The following is a 14,582-nucleotide window of genomic DNA, read 5'->3' as shown; positions in this document are numbered from 1 at the left end:
GAGACCCCTCCGCCGGGAGGAGGACTGTCGGACCCCCGCGGGGTGGAGAGGGGAATACGCCGGTGGGTCGATGCCTCCGAAGGGTGCCCGAACCTACCGTGGTTACCACGGCCAAAGGGATACATACGGGGGTGTCCCGGACGGCCGGGTAGTGAGGACAGGGGCCTTTACGCTGGGCGCGCACCAGGCCCCGGGCGATTGGCGGGCTCGGATGGAGTTGCAGGTCCGGGCCCGCCTTTGAGATGTGCAATGCGGACACCGGTTGAAGGACCTGCGCTCTGATCTGTGCTCGGTCCCGGGTTCAGATCTTCAGGGGCGGGTGCAGGTCCTTCATGGACCACGTACGTCGGCGTTCCACCGACATCCAGGTCAGCAGGAGGGCGCCGACCAGGTAGGCGGCCAGCACCCAGACGGCCTCCCACACGGTCGTCAGCTCACCGCCGCTGATGAGGTGCCGCAGCCCCTCGACCACGTGGCTCATCGGCAGGTACGGGCTGATCTCCTGGAAGAACTCGGGGCTGGTCTCGATCGGGTACGTGCCGCCGGCCGACGTGAGCTGCAGCATCAGCAGGATGAGCGCGATCCCCTTGCCGACCGCGCCGAACCGCGTGACCAGCCAGTGGACGATGGCGGTGAAGGCGGCGGCCGCCAGGAGGAGCAGGCCCAGGACCCCCGGCCAGTTCCGCGCCTCCAACCCGAGCAGGTAGTGCAGAACGGCCATCATCAGCGCGACCTGGGCGGCGCCGATGGCCAGCGCGGGCAGCCACCCGGCCAGGGCGATGCGCCAGGACGGGGCCGTGGACACGAGCCCGCGCGCCGACAGCGGCGGCAGCACGATGTAGATGACCATCGCGCCGACCCACAGCGACAGCGCGATGAAGAACGGGGCGAACCCCGTGCCGTAGTCCGGGGCCTTGTTGTCGATGGTGGAGCTGAGCCGCACGGGTGTGCTCATCATGTCCCCGCGTTGGTCCCGGTCGGCGGCGCCGAACGTGGGAATCTCGTCCGCGCCTTGATCCAGGCCGTCGGCCAGCTCGTGCGCGCCGTCCTGCAGTTCGCCGATGCCCGCGTCGAGGTCGCCCGCTCCGCTGTGGAGTTCCCCGATTCCGTCGTCCAGGTCCTTGGCGCCGCTGTGGAGTTCCCCGATGCCCTCGTCGAGGTCGCCCGCCCCGCTGTGCAGTCGCCCGATACCCGCCTTCAAGTCCTTGGCCCCGCTGTTCGCCTCCTTCAAGCCGTCGCGCAGGTCCCGGCTGCCCTGGGCGATGTCGGCGAGCGCCGCGTCGAGAGCGTCGACCTTGTCCCGGGCCGCCTCGGCGTCGTCGGCCAGGGTCGGGGCGGCCTCGGCGAGCGCGGAGGCCAGTGTGGCGACCTTGTCGGCGTTCTTCTTGATAGTGGCGATTTCGTCGCGGTGGTTCTGGACGAAGTTGTCGAGTTCGACGGCGAGATCGGCGACCTCCCGCGCCTCGGTCAGCAGCGCGTACAGTTCGGGGTCGCTCTGCTGCAGGTCGGGGTGGGCGTCCAGGTAGTCCTGGAGCTGTTCGCGGACCTTCGCGGCCCGCACCGCGCCCTTGGTGCAGGGCGCCGGAAGCCGGTCCAAAGCGTGGGACAGCGTCGTCGCCGCGGTGGCGACCGCACGGGCCGTGGATCCGATCGCGGGGGCGTCCTTCCGGAGCAGGGGGATCCACTCGTCGGCGAGGGTGTCGAGCGTGTCGGTGGCGGCGGCAACCTCGTCGGAGGCGGTGGTGGCACCAGCGGCAAGGTCCTGGGACCCCTGGTAGAGGTCCCCGATCCCCGAGCTGAGCTCCCCGGCCCCCGCCTCGGCGTCACCGAGTCCGTTGTAGAGGCGGCTGGAGCCGTCCTTGGCGTCACCGAGTCCGGTGGCGAGGTCGCTGGAGCCGTCCTTGGCGTCACCGAGCCCGCTGTAGAGCTTGCCGGAGCCGTCCTTGGCGTCGTCGGTGCCGTCGGCGAGCTCCCCGGCGCCGTGGGCGGCCTTCACGGTCTCGGCGTGGATGTCGTTGAACCCCAGGAACATCCTCTTCAGATAGTCCGTGGTCGCTGTTTTCCCGGCCGCGGTCTGGATGTCCTTGAAGGCCGCCCCCAACAGCTCTCGGACGATGTAGCTGTTGGCGTCGTTGTAGTGCACCTCCAACCTCGCCGGAACAGGGGTGGCCCCCTCCTCCGAGGGGGAGGCGAGGTTCGCGCTGAAGTCCTCGGGGATGGTGAGGGAGACGTAGTAGCGGCTGTCAGACACCCCCTCGGCGGCCTCATCCGCGTCGACGAGGTGCCAGTCGAGGTCGCCGCCCTTCAGCAGCTCGTCGGTGATGTCCCGGCCCGCGTGCAGCGGTTCGCCCTCCACGGTGACCGGCTTGTCCTCGTTGACCAGGGCGACCGGCAGGTTGTCCATCCGGCCGAACGGGTCCCAGAACGACCACAGGTACAGGCCGGAGTACAGGAGGGGGACGACCGCGAGCGCGATGAGCGCGGCCAGGGGCAGCGGGGCGCGGAAGAACGACCGCACCGACAGCCAGGCGAGCCGAAGCGTGGGCAGGAAGCGGAATCGGGGGAACGTCATGCGCGCCCCTTCCCCTGCTTCTTCCCCTGCTTCGTGTGTCCCCCGGCGCGCCCTCGAACCGCGAAGAGGCCGTCGAGACGGAGACGCTTCTCCCGCGTCCGTTCCGTTGCCGGAGAACGGTCTCTCGGTGGTCGTGTGAGGGGGTGGAGGGTGGTGTTGGTGGGGGTGTGGGTGGTGTTGGTTGTGGTGGTGATGATGGTGAGGCCGTGGTCGGCGAGGGCGGTGAGGGTGTCCCAGAGGTGGGTTTGGTGGGTGGGGGAGAGGCCGTGGTCGAGGTTGTCGATGAGCAGGAGGCGGGGTTCGTCGATGAGGGCGAGGGCGATGCCCAGGCGGCGTTTTTCGTTGGTGGTGAGGTCGGTGACCAGGCGGGTGGTGTCGAGGTCGGCGAGTCCGGCGTGGGTGAGGGCGGCGTTGGTGAGGGTGCGGTTGGCGGGCCGGAGGCGGAGGTAGTGGCGTTCGGTGAGGTGTTCTTGGACGCGGAGGCGGTCGTCGAGGTCGTTGACGCCGTCGGTGAGGCCGAGGGCGGTGATTTGGCGGATGGTGCGGGCTTTGTGGGGGTGGGGGTGGCCGTCGATGGTGAGGGTGCCGTGGGTGGGGGTCATGCGTGCGGCGAGGGTGAGCAGGAGGGCGGTGCGGCCGGTGCCGGCTTCGCCGTGGAAGGTGGTGATGGTGCCGGGGCGGGCGGTGAAGGTGATGTCGGTGTAGACGGTGCCTTGGCGGGTGTGTAGTCCGAGGTGGTCGGCTTCGACTCTGGCTCCTGTGGCCCGGCGCATCCCCAGCCCCCTTCACCTCGCCTTCCCGTCTCTCCCTGAGCGAGTGATCGCGGCATGACGGTGTGTGCCCGATCTCGCTTCGAGCTTCGGACGGCGCGCAGCGGCAGACAACGCGCCACGCGTGGATTTGGGGAAGTCGGGGAAGTTGGGGACGTTCGTGCCCGAGACACACGAAAGGCCACGGCCCGATGGCGGGCCATGGCCTTGTGCGTGTATGTGGATGTGTGGGCGGGGGCCCGGCCGTAAGCGGCGCGCGGCCCCCTACCGCGTGAGGAAGCCGTCCACCAGTCGGATCAGCGTCGCGTGGATCTCCTCCAACGGGCGGTCCGGCTGCAGCGTGCGCCAGTCCAGGGCAACGGTCAGCACCATGCCGAACAGCGCAGACCCCGCCACACCGATATCGAGGTCGTCGGGCAGCTCGCCCGCCTCCACCAGGTCCTCCAACAGGCCGGAGATGACGCCGATCGCCCCCGTCCGAATCTGGCGGACGGTGTCGTACCAGGTCTGGCGGGTCCGCCACGCCTCGGCCATCAACAGCCGCGCCAGCGACTCGTGGGTGCCGATGAACTCCAGCTCGGTGCGGAGCACGCTGGCCAGCGCCTCGCGCGGCGGCCCCACCGCCGCCGCGCTCAGGTGGTCGGAGAGCCGCTGGACGCCCCACTCCATGAGCGCCGTGTACAGCTCGGCCTTGCCGGAGAAGTTGTAGTAGACCGTGCCCTTGGCGACTCCGGCGCGCTCCGCGATCTGGTCCACGGACGTGGCGCCGAAGCCCTGTTCGGAGATCAGCGTGATCGCCGCCTCGAACAGACGCTGGCGGGTCGCCTCGCGCCGCGAGCTCATGGGCCGCTCCTGGGGGACTGGGGGATGTAGCCGGGTACCCATTATCGGTACTCCCGTCTGGGGCCGCGCAGCACACGCGGCGCGGCCCCGCTTGAAGGGTCAGACTTTCAGTGCCGGATAGAGGTCCTTCATCGTCCAGGCCCGCTTGCGCGATACCGCGAACCACGTCAGCAGCAGCGCCCCGACGAGGTAGGCGGTCAGCACCCCGCAGGCCGTCCACACGGCTCCCATGTCGCCGCCGCTGATGAGGATGCGCAGCGCCTGCACCACGTGGCTCATCGGCAGGTAGGGCGCGATGGCCTGGAAGAACCCGGGGCTGGTCTCGATCGGGTAGGTGCCGCCGGCCGAGGTGAGCTGCAGCATCAGCAGGATCAGCGACACGATCCGCCCGGCCGTCCCGAACTGGACGGTGGCCCACTGGACCACCGCGCTGTAGGAGGCGACGGTCAGCACGAGCAGCCCGATGACGCCGCCCCAGTACACCGCGTCCAGGCCGAGTGTCAGGTGCAGCGTCGACATCATCACCGCGACCTGGGCGACGCCGATGGCCACCGGCGGCAGCCACCCGGCCAGCGCGACCCGCCACGAGGGCGCCGTGCCCGCCAGCCCGCGCTTGGAGACCGCGGGCAGCACCATGAACGTCATCATCGCGCCGACCCACAGCGACAGGGCCACGAAGAACGGGGCGAAGCCGGTGCCGTACTGCGGCGCCTCGTTGTCGACGCTGGAGCTGAGCCGCACGGGCTTGCTCATCATGTCGCCGTTGGTGTCGCGCTTGTCGTCGTTGAACGTGGGGATGGACTCGGCGCCGTCCTCAAGCCCGTCGGCGAGGTCGTGCTGGCCGTCCTTGATCTTGCCGATCCCGTCGTCCAGGTCACCGGCGCCGGAGTGCAGCTTGCCGATCCCGTCGTCGAGGTCCTTGATCCCCTTGTTCGCCTTCTTCAGGCCGTCGCGCAGGTCCCGGTTGCCCTTGGCCAGGTCGGCGAGCCCATCGTTGAGCTTGTTGATGTCGTCGAGCTTGTCGTCGGCGTCGTCGGCGAAGTCCTCGGCCTTCTTAGCGCCATCCGAGACCTTGGCCGCCTTCTTGCTGACGTCGTCGGCCTTCTTCTTGATCTCGTCGATCTTGTCCTTGTCGACCAGGATCTTGTCGCCGGACCCGCTCGATGAGGCCGACTGGTCGGAGCCCGAGTCCCCCGCGAGCTTCTTGGCGTCGGTCAGCAGCCGGTAGAGCTCCGGGTTGGTCTGCTGGAGGTCCGGGTTGGCGTCCAGGAAGGACTGGAAGTCGGTCGCAGAGCTCTGGCCGTCACCGGCCGGGGGGAGGTTCTTGGGCGGGTCGGGGAGCTTGCCGTCAGAGGAGGCGACCAGGTCCGCGAGATCGCTGATGGCGTCGGCCTTCTCCTTGACCGTCGGCGCGTTCTCCTTGACCAGCGGCAGCCACTCGTCGGCGGCCTTGTTGAGCTTATCGGTCTCCTTGTCGACCTTCCCGGAGGCGGTGGTGGCGCCCTTGGCGAGCTTCTTGGAGCCGTCGTAGAGGTCGCCGATGCCCGTACGTAGCTGCGACGAGCCGTCCTTGGCGTCGCCGAGGTTGGTGTAGAGCTTGCCGGAGCCGTCCTTGGCGTCGTCGGTGCCGTCGGCGAGCTTCCCCGCGCCGTCGGCCGCGTCCTCGGTCTGGCCCTGGATCTCGTTGAACCCCAGGAACATGTTGTCGAGGTACTCGCCGGTGGCGTTCTTGCCCGCCGCGGCCTGGATCTCCTTGAAGGCCGACTTCATGAGCTGGCGGACGATGTAGCTGTTGGCGTCGTTGTAGTGCGCATCCAGCATCGCGGGCAACGGCTCGGCGTCGTCCTCGGAGGGGGAGGCGAGGTTTTCGCTGAAGTCCTCGGGGATGGTGAGGGAGACGTAGTAGCGGCCGTTGGCGACGCCGGAGGCGGCGTCGTCGGCGTCGACGAGGCGCCAGTCGAGGTCGCCGCCCTCCAGTAGCTCGTCGGTGATGTCCTGCCCGGCGTGGGTCTCCTCGCCGTCCACCGTGACCGGTTGGTCCTCGTTTACGAGGGCGACCGGGAGGTTCTTCATGTTGCCGAACGGGTCCCAGAACGACGCCAGGTAGAGCCCTGAGTACAGCAGCGGGATCAGCGCCAGCGCGACCAGCGCGGCGACGGGCAGGGGTGAGCGGAAGAACGACCGCACCGAGAGCCCGCCGAGCCGCAGTGCCGGCAGTACCCGGACCTTCGGGAGCTTCACGCCTTGGTCTCCTTCGTCATCGTCTTCGTCGTTTCGTCGGTGTTCGTTTCGGCCGCGTCACCGCCACCCGCGCTGTCGCCCCGGCCGAACAGTCCCCCCAGGCTCAGCCGCCGGTGCCGCCCCTGGGGCAGCGGCGGCGGACCCTCGTCCTCTGGTCGTGTGAGGGGTGGAGGGTGGTGTTGGTGGGGTGTGGGTGGTGTTGGTTGTGGTGGTGATGATGGTGAGGCCGTGGTCGGCGAGGGCGGTGAGGGTGTCCCAGAGGTGGGTTTGGTGGGTGGGGAGAGGCCGTGGTCGAGGTTGTCGATGAGCAGGAGGCGGGGTTCGTCGATGAGGGCGAGGGCGATGCCCAGGCGGCGTTTTTCGTTGGTGGTGAGGTCGGTGACCAGGCGGGTGGTGTCGAGGTCGGCGAGTCCGGCGTGGGTGAGGGCGGCGTTGGTGAGGGTGCGGTTGGCGGGCCGGAGGCGGAGGTAGTGGCGTTCGGTGAGGTGTTCTTGGACGCGGAGGCGGTCGTCGAGGTCGTTGACGCCGTCGGTGAGGCCGAGGGCGGTGATTTGGCGGATGGTGCGGGCTTTGTGGGGTGGGGGTGGCCGTCGATGGTGAGGGTGCCGTGGGTGGGGGTCATGCGTGCGGCGAGGGTGAGCAGGAGGGCGGTGCGGCCGGTGCCGGCTTCGCCGTGGAAGGTGGTGATGGTGCCGGGGCGGGCGGTGAAGGTGATGTCGGTGTAGACGGTGCCTTGGCGGGTGTGTAGTCCGAGGTGGTCGGCTTCGACTCTGGCTCCTGTGGCCCGGCGCATCCCCAGCCCCCTTCACGTTTTTGAACTGACTAGTCAGTTCAAAAATAATACGTCCGAGGCTGTGTTCGCGGCGCCCGCAAACGTGGGGTGCGACACAGCGCTGTCTGCAGGGAGGGGAGTGGGCTCACGGAGATCGTGCGCAAGCGCAGGAAATGGCTGAAATCGGCCAATTCTTTCGGATGTGTTCCCATGGCAGGGAGGGCCGTCATAGCGTCAGGAGCCATCCCCCCTGTACACGGAGGAGTCCCGCTATGCCCCGTCAGCGTCCGCCCGCGCTCGATTCGCCGCTCACCACGCGGATCCTCAAGGTCGTGTCGCGCGTGAACACGTTCGCCTATCGGGCCACCGACGGATACATCGGCGGGAAGTTCCCCGCGCACAGCGGCGCCCCGGACGGCATCCCGGTATGCCTGCTGACGACCCGGGGGCGCAAGAGCGGCCGTCTGCGCACCACGCCGCTGCTCTACCTGAGCGATTCCACCCCCGAGGGCGAGCGCGTCATCCTCGTCGCCTCACAGGGCGGGAGGGCGCGCAACCCCATGTGGTTCCGCAACCTCCTGGCGGAACCCACCGTTGTGGTGCAGACCGGTGGCCGCATGCGCCGTATGCGTGCTCGGGTGGCCGATGAACAGGAGCGGGCCGAGCTGTGGCCGCGGCTGGTCGAGCTCTATCCCGACTACGACGCCTACCAGTCCTGGACCGACCGGGTGATCCCGGTCGTGATCTGCGAGGCCGCCACACAGCCGGCCATCTGAGCCGTTCCCGCAGGCCCCGTACCGCGGGGTCGATGCGCGCCCGGTGCGGCCGTCCACGTCACCGGGAACGCGGGAGGGGAGACCCCGACGTCGACTGGGGACTCCCCTCCGCGGGAATGTCGGCCGGACGCGTTTTCTCCCGCGCCCGGCCGAGGCCGCCTCGATTCCGTGCGGACCTCCGATGTGACCGCGCCGGACTACCAGCCGCTCGGCGTCGGCTTGCCCTCGCTGTAGCCCGCGGCGCTCTGCACCCCGATGGTGGCGCGCTCGTGGAACTGCTCCAGCGTCGTCGCGCCGGCGTAGGTCATCGAGCTGCGCACGCCCGCGATGATGTCGTCGAGCAGGTCCTCCACGCTCGGACGCTCGGCGTCGAGGTACATCCGCCCGGAGGAGATGCCCTCCTCGAACAGCGCCTTGCGCGCGCGGTCGAACGCGGAGTCCTCCGAGGTCCGCAGCTTGACGGCGCGCGCCGAGGCCATGCCGAAGCTCTCCTTGTACAGGCGGCCCTGCGCGTCGCGCATGACGTCACCCGGGGACTCGTACGTCCCGGCGAACCACGAGCCGATCATCACGTTGGACGCACCGGCGGCCAGGGCCAGAGCGACGTCGCGCGGGTGCCGCACACCGCCGTCGGCCCACACCGTCTTGCCCAGCTCGTGCGCTGCCTCCGCGCACTCCAGCACGGCGGAGAACTGCGGGCGGCCCACGGCCGTCATCATCCGCGTGGTGCACATGGCGCCCGGCCCCACACCCACCTTGACGATGTCGGCTCCGGCCTCGATGAGGTCGCGGGTGCCCTCGGCGGTGACGACGTTGCCGGCCACGATCGGCACCTGCGGGTCCAGCGCGCGGACCTTGCCCAGCGCGCTGATCATCTTCTCCTGGTGGCCGTGCGCGGTGTCGATGACCAGGACGTCGGCCCCGGCCTCCAGCAGCTCCTTGGCCTTGCCCGCCACGTCGCCGTTGATGCCGATGGCGGCGGCGACGCGCAGCCGCCCGTTGTCGTCCAGCGCCGGCTGGTAGATGGTGGAGCGCAGCGCGCCGGTCCGGGTGAACACGCCGACCAGCGCGCCCTCGGCGTCGACGACCGGCGCCAGGTGGTGCCGGAAGTCGTGCAGCGTTCCGAAGGCTTCCGTCGGGTCGGTGCCCACCGGGATCGTCAGCAGGTCGGTGGACATCACCTCGTGCAGTTGGGTGAAGCGGTCGACGCCCAGGCAGTCGGCCTCGGTGACCACGCCGAGCGGGTGCCGCTGGTCGTCGATGACGATGACGGCGTCGTGCGCCCGCTTGGGCAGAAGGTTCAGCGCGTCGCCGACTGTGCTGTCCGGGCCGAGCGTGATCGGGGTGTCGATGACCAGGTCACGCTGCTTGGTCCAGCTGATGACCTCGGTCACGACATTGATCGGAATGTCCTGCGGGATCACGGCGATCCCGCCGCGGCGGGCGATCGTCTCGGCCATGCGGCGGCCCGCCACCGCGGTCATGTTCGCGACTACGATGGGGATGGTCGTGCCAGTGCCGTCGTGCGAGGCGAGATCCACGTCCAGCCGGGATCCCACGGCCGACCGCCGGGGGACCATGAACACGTCACTGTAGGTCAGGTCATGGTCGGGAACCTGGTTGTTCAGAAAGTGCACGCCTGCTACCTCGGTCGATGCCGTTCGGGGCGGACGGTACCGGGCTCCACTCGAATGAGTCGATACCTGGTCGAACCCCCTCTTACCTACCCATTATTGCCGCACCGATTAGCCCAGGTGACACGTCGTCTGGAATGATCTCGGCTGACACACCTACCCCTCCCCTCCCTCTGGATCGTGGGCGATCCCCCAGCGTCGTCGAGATTCGACACGTGGCACCGGACGGGAGTTCCGCAGGAGATGACATGACGAGCTTCACACTCGCGGATGTCCGCGAGCGCACATACAAGAGCCGCGATGCCTGGTGGACGGTCTTCCTCGTCGACCCGCTGGCATCCCGGCTGGTGGTGTGGACCGCCAACCGCACGAACATCACGCCGAACCAGATCACGTTCGGCGCGGGCGTGCTGGGGCTGGGCTCCGCGGTGTGCTTCGCGCTCGCCGACTGGCCGTGGCTGGTGCTCGGCGCGCTGCTGTTCCACCTGAGCTTCGTGCTCGACTGCATGGACGGCAAGATCGCGCGGCTCAAGGGCAACGGTTCCGTTTTCGGCGCGTGGGTGGACTTCGTCTTCGACCGGATCCGCTTCTTCGGCTGCATGCTGGCGCTGCTGATCGGCCAGTGGGTGGCCACAGGTGAGGTCGCCTACCTGATCCTGGCGCCGGTGGCGATCTTCCTCGACCTGTTCCGCTACCTCAACGGCGCGCAGGTGGCCAAGACCCGGCAGGCCATGCGAGCGAAGCTGCGCGCCGCCGCCGAGGGCCGGGCCGTGGACGGCGCGGTCGACGACCCCGAGAGCACCGAGGCCAACGCGGCGTCGCAGGACGGCAGCGAGGACGGGGACGGCGCCCCGGTCGTCTTCATGGAGGAGGTGCTGCGGGACAACCCCCAGCTCAAGGCCGACGAGGTGCGCTCTGGCGCCCACCCGGCCGGGGCCAAGGTCATCGACGTGCACCAGGGCTTCAGCCGGAAGTTCGGGTGGTACGAACGGGTGCGCGACGCCCTGCTGCGCAGCCGGGTCCGCCCGCACCTGTTCAGCGGCATCGAGTTCGAGATGTTCGTGTGCGTCGTCGCTCCGCTGACCGCGCTCGTCTCGCTGGTCGCGCCGCTGAGCAGCCTCATCATCCCGGTGGCCGTCCTCGCCTGCCTCGGGCTCGCGGCCTTCGAGGTCATCATCATCTACAAGCTGTGGCTGGCCACCCGCGACTTCACCACGGAGCTGACGAAGCTCCAGGGCTGACCGCTTCCGTTGATCTCGGCAAAAAGCACCGAATACCCGCGGGTATTCGGTGCTTTTTGCCGAGATCAACGGTGTGTCGGAGGCGGCTCAGGTGGCGGCGCGCTCCCGAGGCGGAGCGGAGCCGGTGTCGGTGCCCTGGCGAATGATCCCCCCGACCGAGGGCTCCACCGCCCACCGGCTGGCCCGCCGCACCCACGGAGAGCAGAGCACCAGCGTGATGGGGATCGACACCAGGAAGTTGACCACGAAGGAGCCGTGCGGGCCGAACACCGCGTTGGAGTAGTCGTACCAGCCGAACTGGTCGGCGATCCGGATCACCAGTCCGTGCAGCAGGAAGACGTACATGGTGAGCGCGCCCAGCCGGGTGAACCACGTGGTGCGGCGCGGGGTGAGGGAGAGCAGCGCGGCGGTGAGCGCGAACGCGAGCATCAGGAAGAGGATGCGGCCGGGCAGCCCCACCGGCAGGATGTCGACGTCGCGGTCGGCCAGGCTCTCCCGCCAGTAGACCCACTCCCGGCTCACCTGCTCCAGGTAGACGTAGCACAGGATGAACGTCACGACCATGAGCGCGGCGCTGGAGACCCGCACCCAGGTGGTCTTGAGCAGCTCGAAGTGGCGCTTCTCCAGGAGCAGTCCGCCGACGAAGAACGGCAGCAGGCTCATGATCCGGGAGATGCCGAGCGCGTCGCCGGTCACGGCCAGGCCGCCGAACAGCGAGATCGCGATCGCGACGGTGAACGGCCAGCGGATCCGCTTCCACAGCGGGACCGTCAGCCGCCACACGAACAGCGCCGCCAGGAACCAGGTCAACCACAGCGGATCGAGCGGGCCGTCGGGCAGGCCGCGCTCTGCGGTCAGGGACTGCAGCGCGTAGATCCCCCAGAAGATGAGGTAGGGCGCCGCGACCGTCGTCAGCAGGCGGTCGATACGCCGCGGGGAACCGTCGAACGACCGCGACAGATACCCGCTGATCAGTGCGAACGCGGGCATGTGGAACAGGTAGATCCAGAAGTAGACCGTGTTGGCCTCGCGCGTGTCGGTGGTCGGCTCGATGACATGGCCGATGACCACCAGCAGGATCAGCAGGAACTTCGCGTTGTCGAGTAGCGCGTCGCGTCGTTTGGGCGGTGATGGGTCCGACGGCGGCTCCCGTGACGGGTCGGCGGTGCCTGCGTCGGGTTCGGACGGGCGTGTCGAGATTGAGGCCACTGGTGTGTCTCCAAGTCACCGGATATCGGGGCTGTGGGGACGTGCCGGGCACGTGCGGGCCACCGGTCCTCCTCGGCACGGAGCGGGGGCGTGCCGCTGCCATCGCGATGGGCAGGACGGTGTGGGTGTCGGGTCCGATGGCCAAAGCCTGAGAATTCGCTGTGAACCCTGGGACGGAACACTACCGTTACCGGCGGAATCAGGCCATGTCCTGAGGTGATAGATCGTGCGTCATCGGTGGTGGATGCCGCTCTGGCGGGGGTTGGTGCGGCTACGACACGCGGTCCGTCGTCCACCCCGGTTTGCTTCTCCCCGCAAGGCACGACGCTAGCGGCGGCCCTGGCGGCGCGGAGAAAACTGGGCACTTGCTCAGCATTCTCCCAGCGTTCGCACCCAGTGAATCGGGCGTGTCCTGGCATAAGCGGACGCAGTGGGGCGACATCGCGGGAGTTTGAGATTCACCGGGGCGAGCGAGACAATCAGCGCGGCGGACGTCCGCCGGTGAAGTGGCCGGACACCCCCCGGCCGCCTGCCGAACCGATGGAAGAAGGCGGTGGAAGCAGTGCCGCGAGCGGTCGATCCACAACGTGTAGCCAAGCACGGCGGCGTGGTCATGCGACTTGTCGATGAGATCTTTCCTCTGGTGGAAGGGTTCTACGTCGACCTGCACAAGAATCCGGAACTCTCGCATGCCGAGTACCGGACCGCGAACTCGGTGGCCGAGTGGCTGACGCGCACAGGATTCGAGGTCCACACGGGGGTCGGTGGCACCGGTGTCGTCGGCATTCTGCGCAACGGCGACGGTCCGACCGTGATGCTGCGCGCCGACATGGACGCGCTGCCCATGGAGGAGAAGACCGGGCTGCCCTACGCGAGCACCGCGCGCGGGACCGATGCCGAGGGCGGCGAGGTCCCGATCATGCACGCCTGCGGCCACGACGCGCACACCGCGTGCCTCGTGGGCGCCGCCGACCTGCTCGCCGAGGCACGCGACCACTGGCGGGGCACGCTCATGGTCGTGGCCCAGCCGGCGGAGGAGACGATCGAGGGCGCGGCCGCGATGGTGGCCGACGGCCTGTACCCCCGCTTCGGGCGCCCCGACGTCGTGCTGGGCCAGCACATCGGCCCGCAGCCGGCCGGGATGGTCACCCACCGGGAGGGCGTCCTCATGGCCGCCAGTGAGGCGACCAGCGTGCGCGTCTTCGGATCCGGCGGCCACGCCTCGCGGCCGGACGCCACCGTCGACCCCGTGGTCATCGCGGCGAACATCATCACCCGACTGCAGACGGTCGTCGCGCGGGAGATCAGCCCGAGCGAGATGGCGGTCGTGACGGTCGGCATGGTGCGCGCCGGGACCAAGTCCAACATCATCCCCGACGAGGCCTACCTGGAGATCAACACCCGGGCGCTGAACACGCTCGTGGCCGATCGGCTGCGCACCGCCATCGAACGGATCGTGCGGGCCGAGGCCGCCGCGTCGGGCGCGCCGCGGGAACCGGAGATCACCGTGATGCAGCAGGCCGGGGTGACGGCGAACGACCCCGACCACACCCACGACGTCGCCGCCGCGCACCGCGCGTACTTCGGCGACGGGTACGTCATCGACCTGCCCGAGCCGGTGACCGGCAGCGAGGACTTCGGCGTCTTCGGGCTGCCCGGCGACCCGGATCCGATCCCCTACGTCTACTGGTTCGTCGGCGCGACCCCCCACGACGTGTGGGCGGCGGCGCCGGGTGACACGCCCTACGAGAAGCTGGCCGGGGTGCCGAGCAACCACTCGCCGTTCTTCGCCCCGGACCGCGAGCCCACGCTGCGGGCCGGGCTGGCCGCGCTGACCATCGGCGCCCTCACCTACCTGGGCCGCGCGGAGGACGACATCGTGCCGACCGGGGCGCAGCAGGCGTTCCAGGTCGATGGAGCACAGCGGCCGTTCGCGCCGGATGGCGCGCCCGCGCACGAGCCGTCCGCCCCGACCGTCGCCGAACCGGCCCCGGTCGCGGCGGCGGAACCGTCCGCGCCGCTCGTCCCGTCCATCGCTCCGGAGTCCGGCCTTGAGGGCGGCACCGACGGCGGTGTGCCCGACGAGAACATCGGTGAGTCCACGCAGTCGGCGGACATGGACGCGCTGCTGGAGGAGACCGGCGAGGGCCGGCACCAGGAGGACGCGGAGGGGTCCACCCGGCAGGCGAACATGGCACAGCTGCTGGCCGACGAGGCCCCGGCCCCGTCTCCTGCCCCGCCCCAGGGCGCCCCCGTCGCGGCCCCGCCGCCCCAGGGTGCCCCGATCTCCGCGCCGCCGCCCCCTCCGGGCGCGACGCCCTACGTCCCGGGTACCTACGCGCCGGACGACCGCCCGGCCTCCGGTGACGCCTCCGAGCCGCAGCCCTACGAACAGCAGCCCGAGCCGGGGCAGGACCCGCCGCGCGAGGAGCCTCCCTTCCGGCTCTAGGTTCGGCACTCCTCGCGGTGATCACGGCCTCTGTTCGGGCAGAACGGACAGAGCCGAGGACTTCCGCCGTGATCA

The 14,582-nt window shown here is 69.5% G+C and carries 10 protein-coding genes; 3 read left to right on the top strand and 7 right to left on the bottom strand.

Translation table 11 applies throughout. The features are described 5' to 3' along the window. Positions 1-301: 301 nt before the first annotated feature. The 5 genes from CDO52_RS23595 to CDO52_RS29595 all read right to left on the bottom strand — a co-directional run bounded on the left by CDO52_RS23595 (position 302) and on the right by CDO52_RS29595 (position 7,219). Complete coding sequence (locus CDO52_RS23595) at positions 302-2,572, bottom strand: YhgE/Pip domain-containing protein (RefSeq protein WP_017618632.1); 2,271 nt, start codon at positions 2,570-2,572, stop codon at positions 302-304. Next, positions 2,569-3,345 carry an ATP-binding cassette domain-containing protein gene (locus CDO52_RS23590; protein WP_094932712.1) on the bottom strand — a complete coding sequence of 259 codons (777 nt, stop codon included), beginning with the start codon at positions 3,343-3,345 and terminating at the stop codon, positions 2,569-2,571. The genes CDO52_RS23595 and CDO52_RS23590 overlap by 4 nt, the downstream gene beginning before the upstream one ends. Positions 3,346-3,606: 261 nt before the next feature. Continuing rightward, positions 3,607-4,185 carry a TetR/AcrR family transcriptional regulator gene (locus CDO52_RS23585; protein WP_017621918.1) on the bottom strand — a complete coding sequence of 193 codons (579 nt, stop codon included), beginning with the start codon at positions 4,183-4,185 and terminating at the stop codon, positions 3,607-3,609. Positions 4,186-4,284: 99 nt separating this feature from the next. Continuing rightward, complete coding sequence (locus CDO52_RS23580) at positions 4,285-6,426, bottom strand: YhgE/Pip family protein (RefSeq protein ID WP_094932711.1); 2,142 nt, start codon at positions 6,424-6,426, stop codon at positions 4,285-4,287. Between the two features lie 103 nt (positions 6,427-6,529). After that, the gene (locus tag CDO52_RS29595) at positions 6,530-7,219 is read right to left on the bottom strand and encodes an ATP-binding cassette domain-containing protein (RefSeq protein WP_094932710.1); all 690 of its coding nucleotides are present in this window, start codon (positions 7,217-7,219) and stop codon (positions 6,530-6,532) included. A gap of 251 nt (positions 7,220-7,470) precedes the next feature. Here CDO52_RS29595 and CDO52_RS23570 point away from each other — a divergent pair, with 251 nt between their 5' ends. Next, positions 7,471-7,974 carry a nitroreductase family deazaflavin-dependent oxidoreductase gene (locus tag CDO52_RS23570; RefSeq protein ID WP_017621751.1) on the top strand — a complete coding sequence of 168 codons (504 nt, stop codon included), beginning with the start codon at positions 7,471-7,473 and terminating at the stop codon, positions 7,972-7,974. 197 nt (positions 7,975-8,171) lie between these two features. On the opposite strand, the gene CDO52_RS23565 is transcribed toward CDO52_RS23570, so the two are convergent. Continuing rightward, on the bottom strand, positions 8,172-9,611 hold the full coding sequence (locus tag CDO52_RS23565) for a GuaB1 family IMP dehydrogenase-related protein (protein ID WP_017621750.1): 1,440 nt from the start codon (positions 9,609-9,611) through the stop codon (positions 8,172-8,174). A gap of 245 nt (positions 9,612-9,856) precedes the next feature. Here CDO52_RS23565 and CDO52_RS23560 point away from each other — a divergent pair, with 245 nt between their 5' ends. Further along, positions 9,857-10,849: a CDP-alcohol phosphatidyltransferase family protein gene (locus CDO52_RS23560; protein ID WP_017621749.1), complete on the top strand. Its 993-nt coding sequence runs from the start codon at positions 9,857-9,859 to the stop codon at positions 10,847-10,849. Between the two features lie 87 nt (positions 10,850-10,936). On the opposite strand, the gene CDO52_RS23555 is transcribed toward CDO52_RS23560, so the two are convergent. Further along, on the bottom strand, positions 10,937-12,058 hold the full coding sequence (locus CDO52_RS23555) for an acyltransferase family protein (protein WP_017621748.1): 1,122 nt from the start codon (positions 12,056-12,058) through the stop codon (positions 10,937-10,939). A gap of 553 nt (positions 12,059-12,611) precedes the next feature. Between CDO52_RS23555 and CDO52_RS23550 the strand changes: the two genes are divergently transcribed. Continuing rightward, on the top strand, positions 12,612-14,507 hold the full coding sequence (locus tag CDO52_RS23550; RefSeq protein WP_232524301.1) for an amidohydrolase: 1,896 nt from the start codon (positions 12,612-12,614) through the stop codon (positions 14,505-14,507). The last annotated feature ends 75 nt before the right edge of the window (positions 14,508-14,582 follow it).

Origin of the sequence: Nocardiopsis gilva YIM 90087 (genome assembly GCF_002263495.1) — a bacterium.
In the GTDB taxonomy this organism is placed as follows: domain Bacteria; phylum Actinomycetota; class Actinomycetes; order Streptosporangiales; family Streptosporangiaceae; genus Nocardiopsis_C; species Nocardiopsis_C gilva.
This window is presented reverse-complemented; position numbering and strand designations above follow the sequence as displayed.